Here is a 20,892-nt window from a genome sequence, read left to right as displayed (position 1 = left end):
GCTGCCATGCGTGCCCCCGTCTCCGTCCGACGTGCCGCTCAGGTGCCGAGCGCCGCCCGCAGCGTCGCCGGCGCCTGCACCAGCGACGGGCCGTACCAGGTGAGCAACCGTCCGCTCACCAGCGCGGTGTCCAGGCCGGGGAAACACTCGGGTCCGTCGTCGGCGGTGAAGAAGTACGGCTCGTCCGGCAGCACCACCAGATCCGGCCGCATCGCCGCGATCTCGGCCACCGGGACCTTCGGGTACCGCTCCTCGTGCTCCTCGAACAGGTTGTCCACCCCGAGCCGGCGCAGCACGTCACCGGTGAACGTGCCGCTTCCCACCACCATCCACGGCCTGCGCCAGATCGGCACCACCGCCGTCCGCCGCCGCTCCGGCCTGACCTCCGCCCACACCGCTTCCGCCTCACCCAGCCACCTTGGTTTTTCGGTACGGCAGGCGTCGGTGAACATCCGGCCGAGCGACTGGAACGCCTCCTCCACGGTGCGGATGCGGGTCACCCACACCGCGATCCCGGCTTCCCTCAGCTCTTGCAGGTCGGGCTCGCGGTTCTCCTCGAAGTTCGCCAGCACCACGTCGGGCTGGAGCTCCACGATCTTCGCCACGTCCGGGTTCTTCGTCCCTTTCACCCGGGTGACGTCCAGCCCTTGGGGATGTGTGCACCACTCCGTTGCCCCGACCAGCAGTCCTGTGTCCGCCACCGATTCGGTGAGCGACGGCACCAGCGAGACCACCCGCCGGACTTCGGCCGGAATTTTCACGACATTGCCCAGATCGTCCTGCACCGGCATGGTCCTTCGTTCCAGCGCGCTACGCGCGTTCGGGCTCGGGCTCCCCTCGTGAGGGAGCCTAGCTCCCCCACACCGGTGGCCTCCCGGCCCCGGACCCCCAGGGGTGGGGTGATCTCCGCAAGGCAGCGAGGTGGGATGTGGGGAGGGGCCGGCTGCTCGGGTGCCCCGCCTGGTGGCAAGGAACACGCACAGACGAGGGATCAGGGCTGGTCGAAGAAGGCGTACAGGCGGTGGATGCGGCCCTCGTGGAAGACGGCGACGTCGCCGCCGGTCGCCAGGGCGGCCGGTGCGTCGGCGGGCCCGTACTGCCAGGTGAAGCGGGCCTGGTGGTGGTGGGCGTCGACCTGGCCGAGCAGGCTGAAGCGCAGCTCGGGTGGTGCCTGGTGCTGGAGCCGGTCGAAGAGGGCGTCGAGCGCGTCGTAGCCCTGGACGTCGTCGTCGGGGTCGGTGTAGGCGCCGTCGGGGGTGAAGGTCTGCTCGATCAGGGATCGGCGGCGGGCCGGTTCGCGCTCGTTGATGGCGTCGATGAGGCGCTGGATGGTGTCCGCGGGCGTGGTGCTCATCAGGGGGTTCCTCCGAGTTCAGTGCTGCACGGTCGGGTTCAGTGCTGGACGGTGACGACGATCTTGCCGGTCTGGCCGTTGGTCTCCATGTAACGGTGGGCCTCGGCGATGTCGCGCAGGTCGAAGGTGCGGTCGATCACCGGGGTGAGCGCGCCGGTGCGCAGACCGGCGGTGATGAAGGCGGTGGCCCGGCGCATCCGGGCGGGGTCGCGGGTGACGTGGTGCGCCCCGTAGCCGTGCACGTTGAGCGGCCAGTTCATGGGCAGGGGCGCCGGGCGCGGGTCCAGCCAGCCGTACACGATGAGCGCGCCGTCCTCGGCGACGTTCTCCGCGAGGGCGGTGAGGCCGGGTCCGCCGACCGAGTCGAACACGACGCGCGCTCCCTTGCCGCCGGTGAGGTCCCGGACGCGCTCGGCCAGGTCGTCGCGATCGGTGGCGATGACGTGCGCGGCCCCGACCTGGAGCAGGCGCTCGGTCTTGGCGGAGCTGCGGGTCACGGCGATCGGCACGGCCCCGATCTGGCCGGCGACCTGGATGGCCGCGGTGCCGACGCTGCTGGAGGCGGCGGTGATGAGCACGGGGTCGCCGGGCTGGAGGCGGCCGACCTCCAGCAGCGCGCCGTAGGCGGTCAGGTGGGACAGCCAGGTCGCGGCCCCGACGGGGGCGTCCACCCACGCGGGCCGCGGCAGCAGGGCCTCCGCCCGCACGACCACGCGGTCGGCGTAGACGCCGTGTTCCGACATCCCCATGCCGACCAGCAGCACGCTCACCTGGTCGCCCGGGGCGAAGTCCGTCACCCCGGGGCCGACCGCTTCCACGAGGCCGGCCGCCTCGCTGCCCAGGCGGGAGGCGGGAAGGGTGGGCTGGTAGTAGTACCCGCCGGAGCGGAACAGCGCTTCGGCCCGGTTCAGCCCGATCGCGTCGATGCGGACCAGCGCCTCGCCCTCGCCCGGCTCGGGCAGCGGCAGTTCCGCGAGCCGGAGCACTTCGGGACCGCCCAGCCGATCGAACAGCACCACGTTCGCCACGTCATTCTCCCTGGTAGACAGCTAGCATTGTGCACCGAACGATTTCCGTGCAGTGCACAATTTTCATACGCCGCACTGTATCGGAGCGCTGTACGATGTCAACCGTGGGACAGCAGACTCTGGGGAGACGGGCGCGGTTGCGGGCGCAGACGACCGCCGACATCAAGGCGACGGCCCTGCGGCACCTGGCCGAGGGAGGCCCGGACGCGATCTCGTTGCGGGCCATCGCCCGGGACCTGGAGATGAGCGGAAGCGCCGTCTACAGCTACTTCGACACCCGCGACGCGTTGATCACCGAGCTGATCAACGACGTGTACGGCGCGCTCGTCGACCATGTGGAGGCCGCCCGCGACGCGCTCCCGGACGAGGACGTCGCCGGGCGGATCCTGGCCTGGGCCACCGCACTGCGCGAGTGGTCGCTGGCCAACCCGCAGGGCTTCCGGCTGATCTACGGCGATCCGGTGGCCGGCTACCAGCCGCCCGAGGGCGGGCCGGCGCCCAAGGCCGCCAAACGGGCCTGCCTCGGGCTCACCGGGCTGGCCGCCGCGGCCTGGCCGTACGCCGAGGCGGTGCAGGACGACGACGTGGCCTGGGAGGCGTTCGCCCCCGGACTGGTGGCCACCGTCCGGGAGGCCTTCCCCGACCTGCCCCCGGCGGCGCTCGCCCTGGCGTTGCGGCTGTGGGGGCGCATGCACGGGCTGGTCGCGCTGGAGATCTACGGGCACCTCGGGCCGCAGGCCCTGCGGCCGGGCGACCTGTACCGAGCCGAGATGAAGGACCTGATCAGGTCACTCGGGCTGCCCGACGGCTCCCGGTAGCGGGCGAGGGCGGCCACTGGTCGCGTCCGAAACGTGCCGGTGGCGAGGGGTCGATCGCTGTTTGGCTGGGTGCCGCCTCACTCGCCCACCAGCCTGAACGGGAACCATGTCCACCGCCACGCTCGCCCGCACCCGCTCGCCCCTGATCGACTGGCTCGCGATCACCGCGCTGATGCTCGGCATCTTCGCCATCGTCACCAGCGAGATCCTGCCCATCGGCCTGCTGACCGCGATCGGCGCCGACTTCGGCATCTCCGACGGCACGACCGGGCTGACCATGTCCCTGCCCGGGATCGTCGCGGCGGTCGCCGCGCCGGTCGTCACGCTAACCACCGCGCGGCTGGACCGGCGGATGATGTTGTGCGTGCTCATGGCGGTGCTGGCCGTGGCCGACGTACTGGCCGCGACGGCGACGTCCTACTGGGTCATGCTGGCCTCCCGGGTGCTGGTCGGCCTCACCATCGGCGGGTTCTGGTCGATCGGGGCGGGACTGGCCGGGCGCCTGGTGCCGCCGCACGCGGTCGGGACCGCCACGGCGGTGATCTTCTCCGCGGTGCCGCTGGGGTCGGTGCTCGGGGTTCCGGCCGGGACGTTCATCGGCGACCTCGCGGGCTGGCGGACCGCCTTCTGGGTCCTGGCCGCGCTGGCGGTCGTGGTCCTGGTCGCGCTGCTGGTGCTGCTGCCGCCCCTGCCGGCCCATCAGGTCACCAGCCTTCGCGTGCTGCTCGACCTGCTGCGCAGCCGGGGTGCGGCCGTCGCGCTGGTGGCCACCTTCCTCATCGTGCTGGCCCACTTCGGCACCTACACCTACGTCACGCCCTTCCTCCAGGACGTCACCGGGCTGGCTCCGGCGGCGGTCAGTGCCGTCCTGCTGGCGTACGGCGTCGCCGGGATCGCCGGCAACTTCCTGGCCGGCAAGGCCACCGCCACCCGCCTGCGAGCCGCCTACGCGACCGCGGGAGCCCTGATCGCGGCGGCCACCCTGCTGCTGCCCTCGATCGGCGGCACGGCCGTCGGGGCCGTGGTGTTGCTCATGGTCTGGGGCGTGGCCTACGGCGGGGTGCCGGTGTGTTCGCAGGCGTCGTTCATGACCGCCGCCCCGCACGCGCCCGAAGCCGCCACCGTCGTCTTCACCTCGGCCTTCCAGGCGACCTTCGCGCTCGGCGCGTTCCTCGGGGGGCGGGTGGTCGACGCCTTCTCCGTCTCGGCCGTGATGGTGTGCGGCGGGCTGGTCGCCCTGCTCATGGTGGTCGCCCTGTGGGCGCTGAGGAGGTGATCGCGGGGCGGGGTTATTGTTGGATGCTCATCCAACAAGTGGGGGCTGGACATGCGGGCCGTACAGATCGACCGCTTCGGCGGGCTTGACGAGCTCAGGCTGGTGGAGGTGCCGGAGCCGGTCGCCGGGGACGGGGAGGTGCTGGTGCGGGTGGTGGCCTCGGCCGTCAACCCCGTGGACGACAAGACCCGGAGCGGGGGCATCGGGGAGGGGACGCCGCCGGTGCCGATGACGCTGGGCTGGGAACTGGCCGGGGTCGTGGTGGAGCCGGGGACGAGCGGGCTGGCCGTGGGCGAGCGGGTGTTCGGGATGGTGCACCAGCTCGAGACCGGGCGGGGGACATGGGCGGACCTGGTGGCGGTTGCGGCGGGGTCGATCGCGCGGGCACCGGGGTCGATCAGTCTGGCGGAGGCGGCGGGGCTGCCGCTGCCGGGGCTGACGGCGTTGCAGACCCTCGACTGGCTGGAGGTCGGGCCAGGCGACAGGGTGCTGGTGGCCGGGGCGGCGGGGGCGGTGGGCGGGCTGGCCGTACAGCTCGCGACCGCGCGCGGGGCGCATGTGGACGGGCTGGTGGCGAGGCCGGAGCAGGTGGCGGTGGTGCAGGGGTTGGGGGCCAGGTCTGCCACGACCGACGTCAGCGAGCTGCGGGCGGGCGGGTATGACGCGGTCTTCGATACGTTCGGGGCTTTCGTGGTGGATGCTGTCGCCGACGGTGGGCGGTATGCGTCGATCGCCACCCAGGCCGGGATGGTGCCCGATCTGTCGCATCGAGGGGTGCGCACCACGGTCCATCAGGTTCGGGAGGACGGATTGGGCCTCGCGCTGCTGGCGGCCGCGGTGGACGGCGGTGGGTTGCGGGTCCGGGTCGACTCGCAGTACGGCCTGCAGCAGGTGCGGGCCGCGCACGAGCGGTTCCACCAGGGCGGGCTGAGCGGGAAGGTGGTGCTGACGTTCTGAAAGCGGCCCCGAGAAAGGAGCGGCGCGGTCCGGCGGGCCGCGCCACTCGGCGTCAGGACGCGGGCTATCTGAACGCGGCCACGTGCTCGTTCGCCCAGTCGGCGAAGGTCAGGGCCGGGCGGCCGGTGAGGGCGGGGACGACCTCGGCCCACTCGGTGTTGAGCGAGGCGGGCGTGGCCCAGAGGCCGAAGAGCCAGTCGACGACCTCGGGCGGGTAGCCGTCGGAGATCCACTGGGTCCGGGCCGCCGCGGGGTCGAGCTCGTCGAGACGGATGGGCTCGCCGAGCGCCTTGGCGATGGTGTCGAGCTGGGCGGCGACGGTCAGGGCCTCGGGCCCGGCGAAGGTGTGGGTGCGTCCTTCGTGGCCGTCCTGGAGGAGGGCGGCGGCGGCCACGGCGGCGATGTCGCGTTCGTGGGTCGGCTGGGTGACCGCCTGGGCGTAGGGCCGGGACAGAGTGCGGGTGGCGCGGATCGCCGGGGCCCAGTCGAGCCAGTTGGCGGCGAACTCGCCCGGACGGAGGCAGGTCCAGTCCACGCCGGAGGACTGGACGGCCGCCTCGACGACGCGGTAGCCGGTGTCGAAGGCGTCGTCGTCCGCGCCCGCGCCGGACAGCAGGACGATGCGGCGCACGCCGGACTCGACGGCGAGCGCCACGACCTCGGCCGCGGTCTCCGGGACCGGGAACAGGTAGAGCCGCTCCGCCCCGGCGAGTGCGGCGCGGAGGGTGTCGGGCCGGTCGAGGTCGCCCCCGCGCACCTCGGCCTCGGCCGGGAGGGCGGCGGTCTCGGGACGGCGGGTGAGCGCGCGGACGGGCTGCCCGGCCTTCAGCAGTTCCGTCACGACGTGCCGTCCCACGGTGCCGGTCGCGCTCGTCACCAGGATCGTCATGGTTCTCCTCATGGGCTTTCGAGGCTGGACAGAGGGAGCGCCACCGCGTCCGTGGCCATGGTTTTCGCGGCGGCGATCCCGGACCCGGGGAAGGCTAGGCGGCTTCGCGCGAGCTCGCATATGGATCGTTCCAAAACCGTTCTGTGGGCATTTATATGGATTCGGCGGTCCGAAACGGTGCCGCGGCTTACGATCTTCGTAACATCCCTGCGCGAACAACCCAGAAAGCCACCGACCATGCCGAACGAGCGCCTGGACCTCGAAGCGAGGATCCACCCCGAGATCCCGCACGCCGCCCGGATCTGGAACTACTGGATGGGCGGGAAGGACAACTTCGAGGCCGACCGCGCCGCCGGCGACGCGGTGGCCGCGGTGTACCCCGACATCGTCCGGATGGCGCAGCAGTCCCGCAAGTTCCTGACCCGCGCGGTGAGCTACCTGGCCGGCGAGGCGGGCATCCGGCAGTTCCTGGACATCGGCACCGGCCTGCCGACCATGCAGAACACGCACGAGATCGCGCAGCGGCTCGCCCCGGACTCGCGCATCGTCTACGTCGACAACGACCCGCTGGTGCTGGTGCACGCGCGGGCGCTGCTGAAGAACACCACGCCCGAGGGCGTCACCGCCTACCTCGACGGCGACTACAACGAGCCCGAGCTGATCGTCGAGGACGCGCACAACGTGCTCGACTTCACCAAGCCGATCGCGGTGATGTTCATGGGCGTGCTCGGCTACGTCGAGGACCACCAGGCGGCCAGGTCGATCGTGGACCGCGTCGTCGGCGCGCTGCCGTCGGGCAGCCACCTGGTCCTGTGGGACGGCACGGCGACCGGCGACGCGGTGGCCGAGGGCAGCGAGAAGCTGGCCGAGAGCGGGGCCGTGCCGTACCACCTGCGCTCGCTCGCCGAGATGGGCGAGTTCTTCACCGGCCTGGAACTGGTCGAGCCGGGCCTCGCGCCGATCTCGCACTGGCGGCTGGAGGAGGACGCGGAGGAGGTCACGCCGATCGACGCGCACGGCGCGATCGGCCGCAAGCCGTAGGACGGAGGCCGGTGGCGGAGTCCGACGGGGTCCGCCACCGGCCGGTTCACACCCTCGACAGCGCCCGGTCGCTGACGAAGCAGAGCATCCCGAACTCCTGCGCCCGCTGGTGGGCGAACCGGGTGAGCTCCTCGTTGTCCGCGTAGTCCAGGGCGTACAGGTCGAGGTCGTACTCCAGCAGTTGTTCGGCCACCACGCCGTGGAAGGACAGCACGTCGTCCGGCCAGGGCGCGTAGGTCTCCAGGTCCACCCACCGGGCCGAGAACGACTCGAACAGGATGCCGTCCACCAGCGCCGCGAGCTGCGGCAACAGCCCGAACCCCCGGTTGGCCAGCAGGTAGTCCGGCCGCGCCTCCTCCCGGATGGCCGCGATCAGGGTGAGCAGGTGGGGCAGGTCCTCGGGGTAGGTCTGCTCCAGGTTGAGCGTGTCGAGGAAGAGCCCGGCGAAGCCGCGGCCGATCGCGTCCCGCGCCTGGGAGACGACATGCGCCATCCAGCCGGGGTCGCCGACGTGCACGAACGCGCCGCCCCAGTCGGGGTTGCGCTCGGCCCGTTGCCAGGGGGCCGAGGGGCCGACGTCCTCCGAGAGCGACAGGTAGCCCAGGGTGTGCACGCCGCGCCCGCGCAGGTGGCCGAGCTGGGCGGGGCTGTAGAAGTCGGCCTGGAGGACGACCTTCTCGAAGCGGGAGAGCCGGTCGAGCTCGCCGTCGCCGTAGTAGAAGCAGATCGGTTCCCTCACGAGACCTCCTGGAACACGTGCTCGCGATACCACGCGAAGGTCCGCGCCACCCCGTCCTCCAGCCCGACCCGGGGCACGAAGCCGGTGACCTCGCGCAGCAGCGAGATGTCCGGGCAGCGCCGCGCGACCGAGCCCGCGGGCGCGGGCACCTCCCGGACGGCCGGGTCCGCCCCCGCGATGCGCAGGATCAGCTTGGCCAGGTCGCCGATGTTCGTCTCCTCGGGGTTGCCGATGTGCACCACCCCCTCGTACGGCGAGGCCATCAGCCGCACCATCGCCTCGACCGCGTCGTCGACGTGGCAGAAGGCCCGCGACTGGTCGGCCCCGTACAGCACGAACGGGTCCTCGCCCCGCATCGCCCGCAGCGACAGCTCCGGGATGACGTGGTCCACCCCCATCCGCGCCCCGTAGACGTTGTGGAAGCGCCCGACCACCGCGCTCGCCTTGCTGTGCAGGACCGCGGCCTCGCCAAAGGTCTTGCTGATGGCGTAGCTGAAGCGCGGCGCGGCGACCTGCTCGATGACCAGCGGCACGTCCTCCGCGGTGGGGACGGGCACGAGCCCGGTGGAGACGCCTCCGGCGTAGGCCTCGCTGGTGGAGGCGAAGAAGAGCCGCTGGCCGGGCCGGATCCAGTCGAGCAGGTGGAGGGCGACGAGCGAGTTGACCCGCAGCACCCGGGACGGGTCGGCCTCGACGTTGCGCACGCCGACCACGGCGGCCAGCAGGTAGACGTGGTCCCACCCGGCCGGGTCCAGGTCGGCGTACGACGCCGGATCCGTCAGGTCGCAGGACCGGATGTCGGTGAAGTCGGTGAAGTCGTGCCTGCCGCGCGAGAAGTCGTCCGCGATGGTGACCGAGTGCCCGTCGGCCAGCAGCCGGCGGGCCAGGTGCAGGCCGATGAAGCCGGCGCCGCCCAGCAGCAGGGCCCTCATCGCGCGTATCCGATCCCGGCGTAGCGGGCGCCCTGGGCGCGCACCGCCGCCTCGTCGAGGATGCGCCAGGAGTCGAAGACGACGCGGATCCGCGAGCAGTCCACCGCCAGCTCCCGGTAGTCGGGATGGTCGTTGATCACCAGCAGCGCGTCGGCCGAGGAGATCGCCTTGTCGAGGCTCATCGGCTGCCCGCCGTACTGCCTGATCACCTCCTCGGGGACGAGCGGATCGTGGCCCTGGACGATCAGCCCGGCGGCGGCGAAGACCGGCAGCATCGCCTCGATCGGGGTGCCGCGCATGTCGTCGGTGGCCGGCCAGCCCTTGTAGGCCCAGCCGAGCACCGACAGCCGGATGCCCTCCGTGCTGCCGAAGACCTCCCGCACCTGCGCCACCAGGCGCTCGGCGACGTGCACGGGCAGCCGCTCGTTCAGCGCGCGGGCGGCGCGGACCAGGTCGGAGCCCCCGCTGGCGAGCATGATGTACGGGTCCTTGGACAGGCAGCCGCCGCCCACGTACCCGGGCTTGGCCAGGTCGGGCCGCGGGTAGTCGAGGTTGCAGGCGCGGATGACCTCCAGCGGGTCGAGCCCGTGCCGCTCGGCGACCAGGGCGAGCTCGTTGCCGTAGGCGTAGATCAGGTCGGTGTGGCAGTTGTTGGAGAGCTTGACCAGCTCGGCCGCCTCCAGCGAGGACACCGGGACGATCTGGTCGGCCAGCCCCTCGAACAGCGCGACGCCCGCCGCCAGGGACGCCTCGTCGAGGCCGCCGACCACCTGCGGCAGCTCGACCAGCTCGCGCAGCGCCTGGCCCTGGATGGTGCGCTCGGGCGCCATGACCAGCCGCGCGCCTTCGGCCAGGTGGGGCAGCACGACGCCGCGGCTGGCGCCGACCGGCACGGTGCTGCGCACCACCACGAGGGTCTCCGGGCCGCACGCGGCGCCGACCGAGCGCGCCGCGGCCTCCAGGTTGGCCAGGTCGGGCGAGCCGCCGGACACCGGGGTGGAGACCGACAGGATCGCCGCGTCCAGCGGCACGTCGGGCAGGGCCGAGCCGATGAAGACGGTCTTGCCCAGGTGCTCGGCGAAGACCTCCTCGACGCCCGGCTCGAACAGGTGGATGCGGCCGTGCGAGAGCGCCTCGACGACCGCCGGATTGGCGTCCACGCCGTGGACGACGTAGCCCTTGCGGGCCAGGGCGGCGGTGAGCGTCAGGCCCACGTAGCCCAGGCCGACGACACCTACGACTTCAGGCATTGCAGGGTCTCCCTATGTGATCGAGATCGAGCGTGGTGACGTTGCCGGCGAAGCCGTGCTCGGCGTACTTGGCGCACGCGGCACGGACGTTGGCCGGGGAGGTCGCGTAGTCGGTGGCGAGCACGGTCTTGCCGAGCTCGCGCAGGGCCTTCGCGCCGGCGAGGTTCTCGGCGCACCAGTCCTCCGTGCAGGGCCGGTCGTCGCGGAAGAACAGGTCCTCCATGCCGATGCCGTCGATGGCCTCGGTGTAGCCGCGCTGCTCGCGCAGCTCCGGCGAGTTCTGCGGGAAGACCAGCAGGCCGGGTGCGTGCCGGGAGATCCGGATGACCAGGTCGGCCATCCGCCGGGCCAGCGAGGCCCGGCTCTCCCCCGGCACCAGCTTCAGGTCGATCTCCTCGTAGGCCAGCGGGGTGTCGAGGTAGACGCCGTCGAACCCGGCCCGGACCGCCTGGTCCACCCGCGGGCGGATCACCCGGTCCCACCACGCCGGCTCCCAGAAGCGGACGAAGTGCTCGTCCGGCCACTCGTCCCAGCGGTTGAGCCGCAGGCCGTCGGTGGCGGGGAACTCGGTCCTGAACTCCTCGATCGAGCCGATCTCGAAGTAGGCCAGGACCTTCTTGCCGGTACGGCGAAGCCGCTCGATCTCCTCGCGGCCGAAGTAGCCCGGGACGGTGGCGTCCCGCGACAGGTCGATGATCGCCAGGTCGTGCGGCGCCTTCGCCAGGTGGTCGAGCCTGCCGCCGGGGTAGCCCTGGAGCTGGTAGGCGAACGAGCGCACCGGCTTGCCTGCCGTACCGGAGGCCGGGCCCGGAACCGCGCCGGACGGCGAGCAGGCCGTGGCGAGGACCACGGTCAGGGCGAGGAGGCCGCGCACCGGGCGCCCTCCAGCTCCAGCCACATCTCCCGCACCGAGGCGGTCAGCGGGATCTGCGGCGACCAGCCGAGCAGGCGGCGGGCCCGGCCGATGTCGGCCTGGCTCCAGGTGACGCCGGCCGAGCGGGCCGATTCGTCCTCCTCCTCCAGGATCTCCCCGGAAAAGCCCGCCTCCTGGGCGAGCAGCCGCACCGGCAGGCGCACCGGCACGGCCTGGCCGCTGCCGACGTTGTAGACCCCGGCGGGCCCGGCGAAGGCGGCGGCGACCACCGCGGCGGCCACGTCGCGCACGTCCACGAAGTCGCGCATCGCCCCGAGCGAGCCCATCCGGACCGCACGCTGGCCGGTCGCGACCGCCTCGGCGAAGAGCGCGGCGGCCCGGCCCAGCACGTTCTGGGCGGAGACGCCCGGCCCGACCGGGTTGAAGACGCGCAGCGAGAGCGCCTCGACCGGGGCGTTCCCGACCAGGCCGGTCCCGGCCAGGTGGCTGACGCCGTAGAAGCTCACCGGCCGGGCCGGGTCGTCCTCCCCGGCGGTGGTGCCGGGCGGCGTCACGCCGTACTCGGCCGCCGAGCCCAGCCGGACCAGGCGGCCCCGCGGGCAGACCTGGCCCATCGCCTCGATGAGCTGCGCGACCACCCCGGCGTTGGCCCGCAGGAGCAGGTCGGCGGGCCCGGTCAGGCGGCCCACGCAACTGAGGACCACCGAGGCGCCGCTCTCCCGCAGCAGCTCCGCGACCTCGGCGGTGCCCGCGTTCAGCAGGTCGAGCCGGGCGCGGCCGGCGCAGGTCAGGGAGGTGACCCGCGGGTCGGCCTCCAGCAGCGCGCGAACGTGCCGGCCGATGAAACCCGAGCCGCCGAGCAGCAGGATCGCGGTCATCGGACCGGCTCCGGCTCCTGCGGCAGCAGCAGGCCGCGGAACTCGTCGAAGCGCGCGTTGGCCTCGTCGTAGTCGTCCGGGCGGCCGATGTCGAGCCAGTAGCCGTCGAACTCGTAGACCGCGGGCGGGGTGTCGCGGGCCAGCAGGTCGAGGACGAGCTCGTCGAAGCCGAAGGCCATGCCCTCCGGGTAATGCATGATCGACTGCTTGGACAGCGCGTAGACGCCCATGCTGACCAGGTAGGACAGCAGCGGCTTCTCCCGGAAGCCGGTGATGAACCCGGCCCCGGCCTCCAGCACGCCGAAGTCGATCTTCACGACGCGGGGCGCGGTCGCGACCGTCAGCGGCACGCCGGAGCCGCTGTGCGAGGCCAGCAGCTCGGCGTAGTTGAGCGTGGTGAGCACGTCGCCGTTCATGACGAGGAAGTGCTCGGGCAACTGGTCGCGGATGGAGAACAGCGGGCCGATGGTGGACAGCGGCTGGACCTCCTCGGTGTAGTCCACCCGCAGCCCCCACCGCGAGCCGTCCCCCACGAAGGCCCTGATCAGCGGCGACAGGTGGCCCACGGCCAGCGTCGCGCTGCTGAAGCCCTGCGCGGTGAGCTGGCGCAGGATGATGTCGAGGATGGCGTACTCCTCCCCGATCGGCACCAGCGGCTTGGGCAGCGCCGAGGTGTAGGGGCGCAGGCGCACGCCTTTTCCGCCCGCGAGGATGACCACGTGCATGGGGAAGTTCTCCTTATCGGTAGGCCCACACGTCCCGCAGCCGCGAGGCCGTCAGGACGAGCAGCAGGCACAGGAAGAGCAGGCAGGCGGCCAGGAAGAGCAGGGTGTCGGAGAGCACCGGCAGCGGCGCGGCCAGCCTGATGCCCGGATGCAGCACCAGCGCCGCCCCCTGGGCCAGGCACAGCTCGGCCACCCGGCCCTGGTTGGCCAGGAGGAAGGACAGGTAGTAGGCGCCGCCGAGCACGACGTGCGCGAGCGCCATCACCACCCCTTCCGGGGTGAGGGCGACGAACAGGAACGGCAGCGCCGACAGCGCCACCAGCGCGGCCAGGCACCAGCCGAGCCCGTGCAGCAGCAGGCGCTGGGCCTGCCTGGTGAACTCGACGGGGTAGCAGACCTGCCTGGTCACCCCGCGGACGTCGTCCTCGAAACAGTGCGCGCGGTACTCGAGCACCCCCATGCCCAGCACCAGCCCGGCCCCGGCCACCGCCAGGTCCGGCCGTTCGACCACGTACCGCGCCTCCGCCTGGAGCAGGAAGAGCGCGGTCAGCGCGGTGTGCGCCAGCCCGGCCGGCAGTCCCGCCGGCACCCGGACCGGTGCGCGTTGCTCCCTGGTGAGCAGTACGGCGGCGCAGGCCACCGCGGCGATGCACCCGGCGCCCACGGTCACGGCCAGGACGGCCGCCACAGGCTCGCCGATCGCCAGGTACAGCGCCCCGGCCAGCACGCCGGGCGCCATCAGCACCGCCATGACGCCCTCGCGCCGGTGCATGAGCAACATCCCGGAGCAGAGCTGGAAGGTGATCTGGGCGACACAGAGCGCCAGCAGCGCGGGCGGGGCCTGCAACGCCAGGCCGATCGCGGCGGCGATCCCGGCGCCCAGCAGCAGGCCGAGGCGTAACGCCGTGCCGGCCGAGGCGGGCGTGCCGTACCCGAATCTGGCCAGGCAGCCGCCCAGCACCCAGCCCGCGCCGGTGGTGAGCACCAGGCCGGGCATCAGCCACCGCGCCCCGACGAGCGCGGAGGCGGCCGGCAGCAGGGCGCCCGGCATCGCGTACAGCAGGCCGTGGCTGAGCTGCGCGAACGCCCGCGAGCGCCGCCGCACGCCGCCCGGTGGCGGCTCCGACTCCCGCACCAGGCGGTCGTAGACCGCCTCGGCCAGGGAGAAGACGTCGTGGTGACCGTACCGGTCGCGGGCGATCTTGTCGTTCAGCCCCTCGGACTCCAGGGCCGCGGCCACCTGGAGCGGCTCGACCGCCTGGACCAGCTTCGGGTTGAGCCGGCGGGCCAGCTCCTCGCTCATGGCAGGAGCTCCTCGTAGACCTGTCGGTAGTCGTCGAGCGACTGCTGGAGGGTGAACCGTTCCATGACGCGCTCGCGCGAGGCCGCGCCCAGCCGGTGGCGCAGGTGGTGGTCGGTCAGCAGGCGGATCGCCGCCTCGGCGACCGCGACGTGGTCGCGCGGCGCGACGACCAGCCCGGCGTCGGCGACCGCCTCGGCCACTCCCCCGACGTTCGTGCAGACCACCGGCCGCCCGCACGCCATCGCCTCGACCACGGTGTACGGGAAGCCCTCGGAGATGCTGGTCAGCGCGACGACGTGCCCGGCGTGGTAGGCCTCCACCTGGGTGGACACCCGGCCCTCCAGGACGGCGGAGCCCTCCAGCCCGAGCTCGGCGATGAGCGCCACGCAGCTCGCGTGGTAGGTCTCGTTGCCCTCGGGCGTGCCGCCGAAGATGCGCAGCACCGCGTCGGGCAGCTTGTCGCGGACGATGGCGAAGGCGCGGATCAGCGTGTGCAGGTCCTTGAGCGGGTCGATCCGGCCCATGAAGACCAGCGTCGGGCGCTCCGGCTCGCTCGTGGCGAGCGGGAAGTCGGCCGGGTCGACGCCGTTGTACATCACGTGGATGCGCTCGGGGTCGGCGCCGCCGTGCACCTGCCAGCGCTTGTTGTAGGAGGAGTGCGGCGCGATGCGGTCGGCGATGGCGTAGGAGGCGCCGGCCAGCCGGCGGAAGAAGCTCAGCAGCAGCACGCGGACCGGGTGGCTCACCGGCTCGGTCAGGTACTGCAGGTAACGCTCACGCAGGTAGACGCCGTGCTCGGAGAGCACGATCGGCGTGCCGTACCGCCACTTGGCGGCCATCGCGACCAGCATGCTCAGGCCGTTCATCGCCACGTGCGTCAGGTCGGTGCGGATCGGCTCGGCGGCCAGCGGGCGCAGCATGTGGCCCAGCAGGTGCGAGGCGGTGATGCCGTCGGCCAGGTTGATGCCGTCGAGCCGGTTCCAGTACCAGCAGTCCATGAGCTGGGTGAGCGCCTCCGCGCTGGTCAGCGCGCCGACCAGGTCCTCGCAGGCGGACAGGCGGCGCAGGATGTCCAGGAACTCCCTGCTGCCGTCGCCCATCACCGCCGGGGTGAGGATCATGCGCAGGAACTCGCCGTAGGGCTCGTGGAACCCCGTTTCCGGCGCCCGCGTGGAGCGCCGGAGCGGGGTGGTCGGCCACAAAGGCATCGAGACGACTTCGTCGAGGTTGTCCGGGAGCTCCCAGACCGGGCGTTCGGCGCCGTCCACGGTGAGCGTCACGACGCCCCACCGGTGGTCGGGCATGCCGCGGATGAGCTGGTCCATCCAGACGCTCACGCCGCCCATCGCGAAGGGGTAGGTGCCTTCGGAGACCAGGGTCACCTTCACGGACGCGCACCCGCCGGGACGGTGACAGGGGTGTTCGCGGTGAGGGTGATCGTCGCGGTCCTGTCGGTGCCGTAGGCGGTGCCGCCGGCGTTGGTGGCCAGGACCGAGCCGTTGACCGGGGAGGTGAAGGTGACCGTGCCCGCGGTGCGGTCGTGGACGGCGTCCGCGCCGGCGGACAGGGCGGTGAAGTGCGCGTTGCGGCCGGCGACGTAGCCGGCCAGGCCGCCCCAGTCGGGGGTGAGCAGGGGGACGTTGTACCAGTTCTTGTATTTGGCGGCGACGGCGTTGAGCCAGTCGAAGGTCAGGTTCTTGTTCCCGCCGTAGTTGCGCAGGTTGCCCTGGTGGAAGGTGTGCGCATAGACAGATCCCGACATCACATGCTGAAGCGCGACATCAGCCTCGTGCCCGACTATTTGGGTATACGTCTGGTCGGTGGGCCAGTAGGGGAATTTACCGTTAGGCCCGTAATAGGAGTTGTAGAAGAGCGTTTCCTCGGCCGGAGTCGTCACGTGGTAGGCGATGTTGACCGGCCAGTCCGGGACGACCAGGAGCGAGGGCTCCATCGGGTGGTAGGTGCCGCAGTTGAAGCAGCTCGGCCTGTGGCTGGGGAACGACATGTTCCCGTGCAGGTACTTCACGCCCGCGTCCTTGGCCGCCTTGAGCAGGTGCGGGTTGGAGGCGTTCAGTCCGTAGTCGGTGGGCGGGTCGATGTCGTTGTTCGGGTCGGGGTGGTAAACGCCCAGGCCGGAGTACTCGCCGGTCTTCAGCACCGTCTTGTCCACCGCCAGGCCGAGCTGGCCGGCGCGGGCGAGGTTCTGGTTGATCTCGTTCAGGCTGGTCGCGTAGTCGGTGGTGTTCATCTTCGGGTGGGTGAAGGTGTGGTTGATCCACGTGAACACGCTCTGGTTGCACCTCGACCAGTTGCTCAGCGGCTCGCCGCCCAGGTTGAGCAGGCACAGCGTCAGGCCGTTGGGGTTGGAGCCCTCGCCGTTGTAGGCGATGTTCAGCTTGAAGGCGCCGGCCAGCGGGTTGGCGCCGCGGAAGGCGTTCTGCTGGTTGAGCGTGCTCTGCGCGTCGGCCTGGGAGATCCGGAAGCCCGGGTTGCTGTTGACCGTGCCGTTGGCCTGCAGGTGGTCGGTGTAGGAGAACCAGTCGTCGACGTCGACGTTCAGGTAGTGCTTGCGCTCGCCCAGCATCAGGCCCCGCGTCGCCCAGCGCAGCAGGCCGTAGGTGAGCAGGTCGGCCTGCGGCAGGTACTGGTTCGAGGTGAAGGTCAGCGCCGCGCGCTCGCGGCCGTCGGCGCTCGTGCTCTTGACGCCCAGCACGTCCGAGCCCGACTGCAGGATCGGCTCGGCGGCGCAGCCGGGCTGGATCGTGCTCTTGTAGACGTACGACAGGGTGATCGGGATGCTCGCCGTGGGCTTGAGGTAGTCGAAGATCGGCGCGCCCTGGCCGGTCATCGTCGCGGTCAGCGGGTTGCCGCCCTCGCTGCCCGGCCGCAGGCAGTAGTCCTCGGGGTAGGTGCCGTAGGCGGTGTAGAGCGAGACCTGGCGGACCTTGAAGTCACGCTCGTAGGCCCATAGACCGTTCCATTCCTGGGCGTCCAGGCCGCTCACGTAACCGTTTCCGTCGTGGTAGAGCAGCGCGTTGTTGGTCAGCAGGATCGCGTTGTACCGGCCCGCCCCGTCCGCCCGCAGCAGTTCGGGCAGCGCCTCGGTCCTGGTCAGGACCACGTCGTACGGCAGGCCGACCCGGTCCAGGACCGCCTTCCACGTCGCGACCCCGAAGTCGTCGGCGTCCACCCCCACCACCAGGGCGCGCAGCCCCACCTTCGACGTCACCGGCGCCGCCTGGACCTCGCCCGCGGTGGCGAGAGACCGGGTCGCGCCCTCCGCCCCGGCCTCCGCCCCGGCCTCCGCCCCGGCCTTCAACCGGCCGTCGACCGGCACCGGGGCCAGGCCGGTCGCCTTGGGCAGGGGCTTGCCCTTCTCCACCTTGGGCCGGGCCACCTCGCCCCGATCCGGTGCGGCATGCGCTGGGGTTTGCCCGTTTTCTTGCTTAAGCGGCTTCTGCGGCAATGGCGACGCCGTGAGGCCGAGTGCTATCGGGAGGGCGGTCCACGCTATATAGCCTTTTTTCACGGATTTATCTCCTACGTGCCGCCATTAGCGACCTAGGCAGCCGAATGATGAAGACAGTGTGAGATCAGAGAGTTTCACTTGAGTTCCAGGCCCGTTTCTCGCCGATCAGCCAATGCGGCACCCAGGCAGGCTTTATCCTCCTTTAGTCAAAAATCACTGCGCATCCTCCTGGAGCGACCATGGAATTCGGGCTGCGATTCGGAATCTTGGGCGCTCTGGAAGTCAGCGAAGGCGACCGCGTGCTGCCCGTCCGATCAGGCAAGCAGCAGGCCCTGCTGGCGCTCTTCCTGTGCCGCCCGGGCGCGGTCGTCCACAGTGACCTGCTCATCGACTCGCTCTGGGGCCCCGACGCCGGCGACCAGGGCGGTCGGCGGCTCCGCCTCCAGCTCCACCGCCTGCGCCGGCTCCTCGGCACCGCCGAGGTCATCGTCCACCGCACCAACGGCTACGCCCTGCGCACCCCGATCGACGCCGTCGACGCCCGCCGCTTCGAACGCCTCGCCCACGAAGGGCGCCAGACCCTCATGGCAGGTCGGCTCGCCCGGGCCAGCGACCTCCTCCGGGCCGCCCTCGGCCTCTGGCGTGGCCCCGCCTTGTCCGGCCTGGACGCCACCCCTGTCCTTCATCAGGAGGCCACCCGGCTGGAAGAGGAACGGCTGGCGGTTCATGGCGACTGCATCGACGCCGACCTTCGCCTTGGCCGCCACTCCGAGCTCATCGGGGAGCTGTCCGTGCTCGTTCGGGAGCATCCCTTGCGGGAGCGGTTCCGGGCGCAGTTGATGCTTGCCCTCTACCGCTCCGGCCGCCAGGCCGAGGCCCTCGCCTCGTACCGGGACGCTCGGCGGCACCTTTGCGAGGCGCTTGGGCTTGAACCGTCGGCGGAGCTTCGGCGGTTGGAGCTGGCCATCCTCACGAACGACTCCTCCCTCAACCCCACCGACCGCCCACCCCTCATCCTCCCTGCCCCCCTGGTTGTCTCCACGCCCACTGTCGGCGCTCCCTCAACCTTCGGGACGCCCAATATCGGCCCTCCCCCAACCTTCGGCTCCACCTCCACCACCGGCGCTCCCTCAACCTTCGACTCCACCCCCGCCACCGGCGCTCCCTCAACCTTCGACTCCAGCCCCGCCACCGGCGCTCCCTCAACCTTCGGCTCCACCCCCACCCTGAGTCCCGCCCCCGGCCCCCGCACGTCTTCCGGTTCCACCGCCACTCCCAACCCCGGCCTCACCCCCAGCCCCACCACCCCCGACCCCGGTCACACCCCGGATCCCACCCGCCGCCCCGCCGCCACCTCCAGCCCCACCCTCGACCCTGCCGCCTCCGCCCCCACGCCCCCCTTTAGTCCCGCCGCCGGCCCCGCCACCTCTAATCCCACCTCTGACCCCGTCCCCGCCCACCCCGCCGCGACCCCCAGCCCCAGCGCTAACCCGGGCGCCGCCGCAACGCCCGGCCTCACCACTGACCCCGATCCCGCCTCCGCCAACACCCCCGCGTCCGCCCCTGCACCCGCCCCTGCTCACCCAGCGTCGCCTTCTGCCCTCGGTGGCCCGCCACCGGCTACCCCACCTCCCGAATCGCCGCCCCGCCCTCGCCGCCACCAGCGGGTCCACCCCCGCCGCCCGCACTGCGCGCTCTGCACACCGGCGATCCGACCCGAGCGTCGGAGCTGAGCCGGACTCTGTAGTCACCCCGCTCGCGACCGCACAGGATCATCACCCTCCCGCGCAGCCTCTCGCCGCATCGGTGGGGCGGCGGCCAGGTCCCCGCCGCACAGGATCACCACCGTCCCGCACGGCTTCTCGCCGCATCGGTGGGGTGGTGGCGGGGTCCCGCCGCACAGGAGCACCACCCTCCCGCACGACCTCTCGCCGCATCGGTGGGGCGGCGGGCGGGCTGCCCGCCGCACAGGATCACCACCCTCCCGCACGGCCTCTCGCCGCATCGGTGGGGTGGGGGTGCGGGGTGTTCGCCGTACAGGGGGCATCCCCGGGCTGGAAGGCGGTGGGTCAGCGTTTGGGCCAGGTCCAGGCGGGGCCGTCGAGGGGGCCGTGGCCGGAGATGGTGGTCTCGCCGAGCTCCTTCACCAGCTCAACCGTCTGTGCCCCCTGGTCACGCAAGGCGGCCACGAGAGGGCGGGCGTGGCTGACCAAGACGATCTGGGTGGTACGTGAAGCGGTGGCCACCAGGTCGGCGAGGGGGGTGAGGAGGTCGGGGTGGAGGCTGGTCTCGGGCTCGTTGAGGACGAGGAGCGCGGGCGGCCGGGGGGTGAGCAGGGCGGCGACGAGGAGCAGGTAACGCAAGGTGCCGTCCGAAAGCTCGGCGGCGGTCAACGGGCGCAGGAGGCCGTGTTGGCGCCAGCCGAGTTCGAGGCGGCCGCCACCCAGCGGGACGATCTCGACCCGGCTGCCGGGGAAGGCGTGTTCGACGGCCTTGGCGAGCGCGTCGGCGTCGCCGATCTCGTTGATGGTCTGGAGGGCGGCGGCCAGGTCGGCGCCGTCGTGGCCGAGCACGGGGGTACGGGTGCCGATCTGGGCGTGCCGGGCCGGGGCGGCGGCGTCGGTGCGCAGGTGGTCGTAGAACCGCCACGAGCGCAGCCGCTCACGGACGCTGACGAGGTCGAGGTCCATCACCTCGGTGAGCATGCTGTCGAAGGGGCTGAGGCGGTACGGCACGTGCTCCCAGCCGTCGGAGCCGCGCAGGCGGACGACAGGGCCGCGGCGTTCGGCCAGGAGAGTGGCGGGCCGGAGGATGGGGCCGCCCCAGGCGGACTCGGCCTTGATCTCGGGATCGTGGTTGAACAGGCTCTCGCCGGGGATCGGGATGCCGAAGTCGACGGCGTAGCCGAGGTCGTCGCCGGCGAAGCCGAGCTTGAGGCTGATCCGCCCGGAGCGGACGGTGCCCTGGACCGGGCGCTCGCCCCGGCGGACCGCCCCGCCGGGGTGTTCCAGACCGGCCCACAGGGTGGACTCCAGGCCGCCTTCCCTGGCCAGCGCGCCCACGGCCCCGCCGAGCCCGGCGTCGGCGAGCAGGCGCAGGGCGCGGTAGAGGTTGGACTTGCCGCTGCCGTTGGCGCCGGTGATCACGGTGAGCTGGGAGAGCTCGAGCACCAGGCTGCGGATGGAGCGGTAGTTCTCGACGGCCAGGGTGGTAATCATCAGGGCGAGCGTACGCCGCCCCGCCGACAGAAACCGGCAGCCGAGGCGAGCCGCCCAAGCGACAGAGTGCGGGAGGCGAGGCGGGCGTCCACGCGGCAGGAACCGCAGGCGAGCGCGGGCCGTGCACAGTCCACGGGTGGA

Annotated in this window: 19 protein-coding genes; 5 read left to right on the top strand and 14 right to left on the bottom strand. The window is 72.0% G+C overall.

Annotated features, from left to right (window positions below; translation table 11 throughout):
* Positions 1-38: 38 nt before the first annotated feature.
* The 3 genes from AB0I67_RS04295 to AB0I67_RS04285 all read right to left on the bottom strand — a co-directional run bounded on the left by AB0I67_RS04295 (position 39) and on the right by AB0I67_RS04285 (position 2,382).
* Positions 39-785: a helical backbone metal receptor gene (locus AB0I67_RS04295; protein WP_357917331.1), complete on the bottom strand. Its 747-nt coding sequence runs from the start codon at positions 783-785 to the stop codon at positions 39-41.
* Positions 786-991: 206 nt separating this feature from the next.
* Positions 992-1,354 carry a nuclear transport factor 2 family protein gene (locus AB0I67_RS04290; RefSeq protein ID WP_357917330.1) on the bottom strand — a complete coding sequence of 121 codons (363 nt, stop codon included), beginning with the start codon at positions 1,352-1,354 and terminating at the stop codon, positions 992-994.
* 38 nt (positions 1,355-1,392) lie between these two features.
* Complete coding sequence (locus AB0I67_RS04285) at positions 1,393-2,382, bottom strand: zinc-dependent alcohol dehydrogenase family protein (protein ID WP_357917328.1); 990 nt, start codon at positions 2,380-2,382, stop codon at positions 1,393-1,395.
* 104 nt (positions 2,383-2,486) lie between these two features.
* On the opposite strand from AB0I67_RS04285, the gene AB0I67_RS04280 reads away from it, so the two are divergent.
* From AB0I67_RS04280 to AB0I67_RS04270, 3 genes are all read left to right on the top strand, one after another.
* The gene (locus tag AB0I67_RS04280; RefSeq protein ID WP_357917325.1) at positions 2,487-3,200 is read left to right on the top strand and encodes a TetR/AcrR family transcriptional regulator; all 714 of its coding nucleotides are present in this window, start codon (positions 2,487-2,489) and stop codon (positions 3,198-3,200) included.
* 106 nt (positions 3,201-3,306) lie between these two features.
* Positions 3,307-4,476, top strand: a complete 1,170-nt coding sequence (locus AB0I67_RS04275) for an MFS transporter (RefSeq protein WP_357917323.1) — start codon at positions 3,307-3,309, stop codon at positions 4,474-4,476.
* A 51-nt stretch (positions 4,477-4,527) separates the two neighbouring features.
* Positions 4,528-5,433 carry an NADP-dependent oxidoreductase gene (locus AB0I67_RS04270; RefSeq protein ID WP_357917321.1) on the top strand — a complete coding sequence of 302 codons (906 nt, stop codon included), beginning with the start codon at positions 4,528-4,530 and terminating at the stop codon, positions 5,431-5,433.
* A gap of 64 nt (positions 5,434-5,497) precedes the next feature.
* Here the strand turns inward: AB0I67_RS04270 and AB0I67_RS04265 are convergent, their stop codons facing one another.
* Positions 5,498-6,322, bottom strand: a complete 825-nt coding sequence (locus tag AB0I67_RS04265) for an NAD(P)H-binding protein (protein WP_357917318.1) — start codon at positions 6,320-6,322, stop codon at positions 5,498-5,500.
* A gap of 237 nt (positions 6,323-6,559) precedes the next feature.
* Between AB0I67_RS04265 and AB0I67_RS04260 the strand changes: the two genes are divergently transcribed.
* On the top strand, positions 6,560-7,363 hold the full coding sequence (locus AB0I67_RS04260) for an SAM-dependent methyltransferase (protein WP_357917315.1): 804 nt from the start codon (positions 6,560-6,562) through the stop codon (positions 7,361-7,363).
* A 46-nt stretch (positions 7,364-7,409) separates the two neighbouring features.
* Here AB0I67_RS04260 and AB0I67_RS04255 read toward each other — a convergent pair whose 3' ends face one another.
* The 9 genes from AB0I67_RS04255 to AB0I67_RS04215 are packed head-to-tail and all read right to left on the bottom strand — an operon-like array spanning position 7,410 to position 17,461.
* The gene (locus tag AB0I67_RS04255) at positions 7,410-8,102 is read right to left on the bottom strand and encodes a hypothetical protein (RefSeq protein WP_357917313.1); all 693 of its coding nucleotides are present in this window, start codon (positions 8,100-8,102) and stop codon (positions 7,410-7,412) included.
* Positions 8,099-9,034 (bottom strand): NAD-dependent epimerase/dehydratase family protein, encoded by a 936-nt coding sequence (locus AB0I67_RS04250; RefSeq protein ID WP_357917311.1) that lies wholly within the window; start codon positions 9,032-9,034, stop codon positions 8,099-8,101. The genes AB0I67_RS04255 and AB0I67_RS04250 overlap by 4 nt, the downstream gene beginning before the upstream one ends.
* Positions 9,031-10,284, bottom strand: a complete 1,254-nt coding sequence (locus tag AB0I67_RS04245) for a nucleotide sugar dehydrogenase (RefSeq protein WP_357917308.1) — start codon at positions 10,282-10,284, stop codon at positions 9,031-9,033. Before AB0I67_RS04245 ends, AB0I67_RS04250 begins: the two co-directional genes overlap by 4 nt.
* On the bottom strand, positions 10,277-11,158 hold the full coding sequence (locus AB0I67_RS04240; RefSeq protein WP_357917305.1) for an endo alpha-1,4 polygalactosaminidase: 882 nt from the start codon (positions 11,156-11,158) through the stop codon (positions 10,277-10,279). Before AB0I67_RS04240 ends, AB0I67_RS04245 begins: the two co-directional genes overlap by 8 nt.
* Positions 11,137-12,036: an NAD(P)-dependent oxidoreductase gene (locus AB0I67_RS04235; RefSeq protein WP_357917303.1), complete on the bottom strand. Its 900-nt coding sequence runs from the start codon at positions 12,034-12,036 to the stop codon at positions 11,137-11,139. The genes AB0I67_RS04240 and AB0I67_RS04235 overlap by 22 nt, the downstream gene beginning before the upstream one ends.
* Entirely contained in the window at positions 12,033-12,761 is a 729-nt protein-coding gene (locus AB0I67_RS04230; RefSeq protein ID WP_357917300.1) for a sugar phosphate nucleotidyltransferase, read from the bottom strand. Before AB0I67_RS04230 ends, AB0I67_RS04235 begins: the two co-directional genes overlap by 4 nt.
* A gap of 13 nt (positions 12,762-12,774) precedes the next feature.
* Positions 12,775-14,064, bottom strand: coding sequence for a hypothetical protein (locus tag AB0I67_RS04225; protein WP_357917297.1), 1,290 nt, complete (start codon positions 14,062-14,064; stop codon positions 12,775-12,777).
* Positions 14,061-15,452 carry a GT4 family glycosyltransferase PelF gene (gene pelF / locus AB0I67_RS04220; protein WP_357917294.1) on the bottom strand — a complete coding sequence of 464 codons (1,392 nt, stop codon included), beginning with the start codon at positions 15,450-15,452 and terminating at the stop codon, positions 14,061-14,063. The genes AB0I67_RS04225 and pelF overlap by 4 nt, the downstream gene beginning before the upstream one ends.
* Complete coding sequence (locus tag AB0I67_RS04215) at positions 15,449-17,461, bottom strand: hypothetical protein (protein WP_357917291.1); 2,013 nt, start codon at positions 17,459-17,461, stop codon at positions 15,449-15,451. Before AB0I67_RS04215 ends, pelF begins: the two co-directional genes overlap by 4 nt.
* A gap of 311 nt (positions 17,462-17,772) precedes the next feature.
* On the opposite strand from AB0I67_RS04215, the gene AB0I67_RS04210 reads away from it, so the two are divergent.
* Entirely contained in the window at positions 17,773-19,266 is a 1,494-nt protein-coding gene (locus AB0I67_RS04210; RefSeq protein ID WP_357917289.1) for a BTAD domain-containing putative transcriptional regulator, read from the top strand.
* Between the two features lie 336 nt (positions 19,267-19,602).
* Here the strand turns inward: AB0I67_RS04210 and AB0I67_RS04205 are convergent, their stop codons facing one another.
* Positions 19,603-20,751: an AAA family ATPase gene (locus AB0I67_RS04205; protein ID WP_357917286.1), complete on the bottom strand. Its 1,149-nt coding sequence runs from the start codon at positions 20,749-20,751 to the stop codon at positions 19,603-19,605.
* Between the last annotated feature and the right edge of the window lie 141 nt (positions 20,752-20,892).

The organism is Nonomuraea sp. NPDC050310 (assembly GCF_040655795.1).
Lineage (GTDB): Bacteria > Actinomycetota > Actinomycetes > Streptosporangiales > Streptosporangiaceae > Nonomuraea.
This window is presented reverse-complemented; position numbering and strand designations above follow the sequence as displayed.

Excerpts from the sequence above, each read along its gene's own strand:
- AB0I67_RS04250 (WP_357917311.1), bottom strand. The coding sequence starts at position 9,034 with ATGAGGGCCCTGCTGCTGGGCGGCGCCGGCTTCATCGGCCTGCACCTG.
- AB0I67_RS04290 (WP_357917330.1), bottom strand. The coding sequence starts at position 1,354 with ATGAGCACCACGCCCGCGGACACCATCCAGCGCCTCATCGACGCCATC.
- AB0I67_RS04225 (WP_357917297.1), bottom strand. The coding sequence starts at position 14,064 with ATGAGCGAGGAGCTGGCCCGCCGGCTCAACCCGAAGCTGGTCCAGGCG.
- AB0I67_RS04230 (WP_357917300.1), bottom strand. The coding sequence starts at position 12,761 with ATGCACGTGGTCATCCTCGCGGGCGGAAAAGGCGTGCGCCTGCGCCCC.
- AB0I67_RS04235 (WP_357917303.1), bottom strand. The coding sequence starts at position 12,036 with ATGACCGCGATCCTGCTGCTCGGCGGCTCGGGTTTCATCGGCCGGCAC.
- AB0I67_RS04245 (WP_357917308.1), bottom strand. The coding sequence starts at position 10,284 with ATGCCTGAAGTCGTAGGTGTCGTCGGCCTGGGCTACGTGGGCCTGACG.
- AB0I67_RS04270 (WP_357917321.1), top strand. The coding sequence starts at position 4,528 with ATGCGGGCCGTACAGATCGACCGCTTCGGCGGGCTTGACGAGCTCAGG.
- AB0I67_RS04265 (WP_357917318.1), bottom strand. The coding sequence starts at position 6,322 with ATGACGATCCTGGTGACGAGCGCGACCGGCACCGTGGGACGGCACGTC.
- AB0I67_RS04275 (WP_357917323.1), top strand. The coding sequence starts at position 3,307 with ATGTCCACCGCCACGCTCGCCCGCACCCGCTCGCCCCTGATCGACTGG.
- AB0I67_RS04210 (WP_357917289.1), top strand. The coding sequence starts at position 17,773 with ATGGAATTCGGGCTGCGATTCGGAATCTTGGGCGCTCTGGAAGTCAGC.
- AB0I67_RS04205 (WP_357917286.1), bottom strand. The coding sequence starts at position 20,751 with ATGATTACCACCCTGGCCGTCGAGAACTACCGCTCCATCCGCAGCCTG.
- AB0I67_RS04260 (WP_357917315.1), top strand. The coding sequence starts at position 6,560 with ATGCCGAACGAGCGCCTGGACCTCGAAGCGAGGATCCACCCCGAGATC.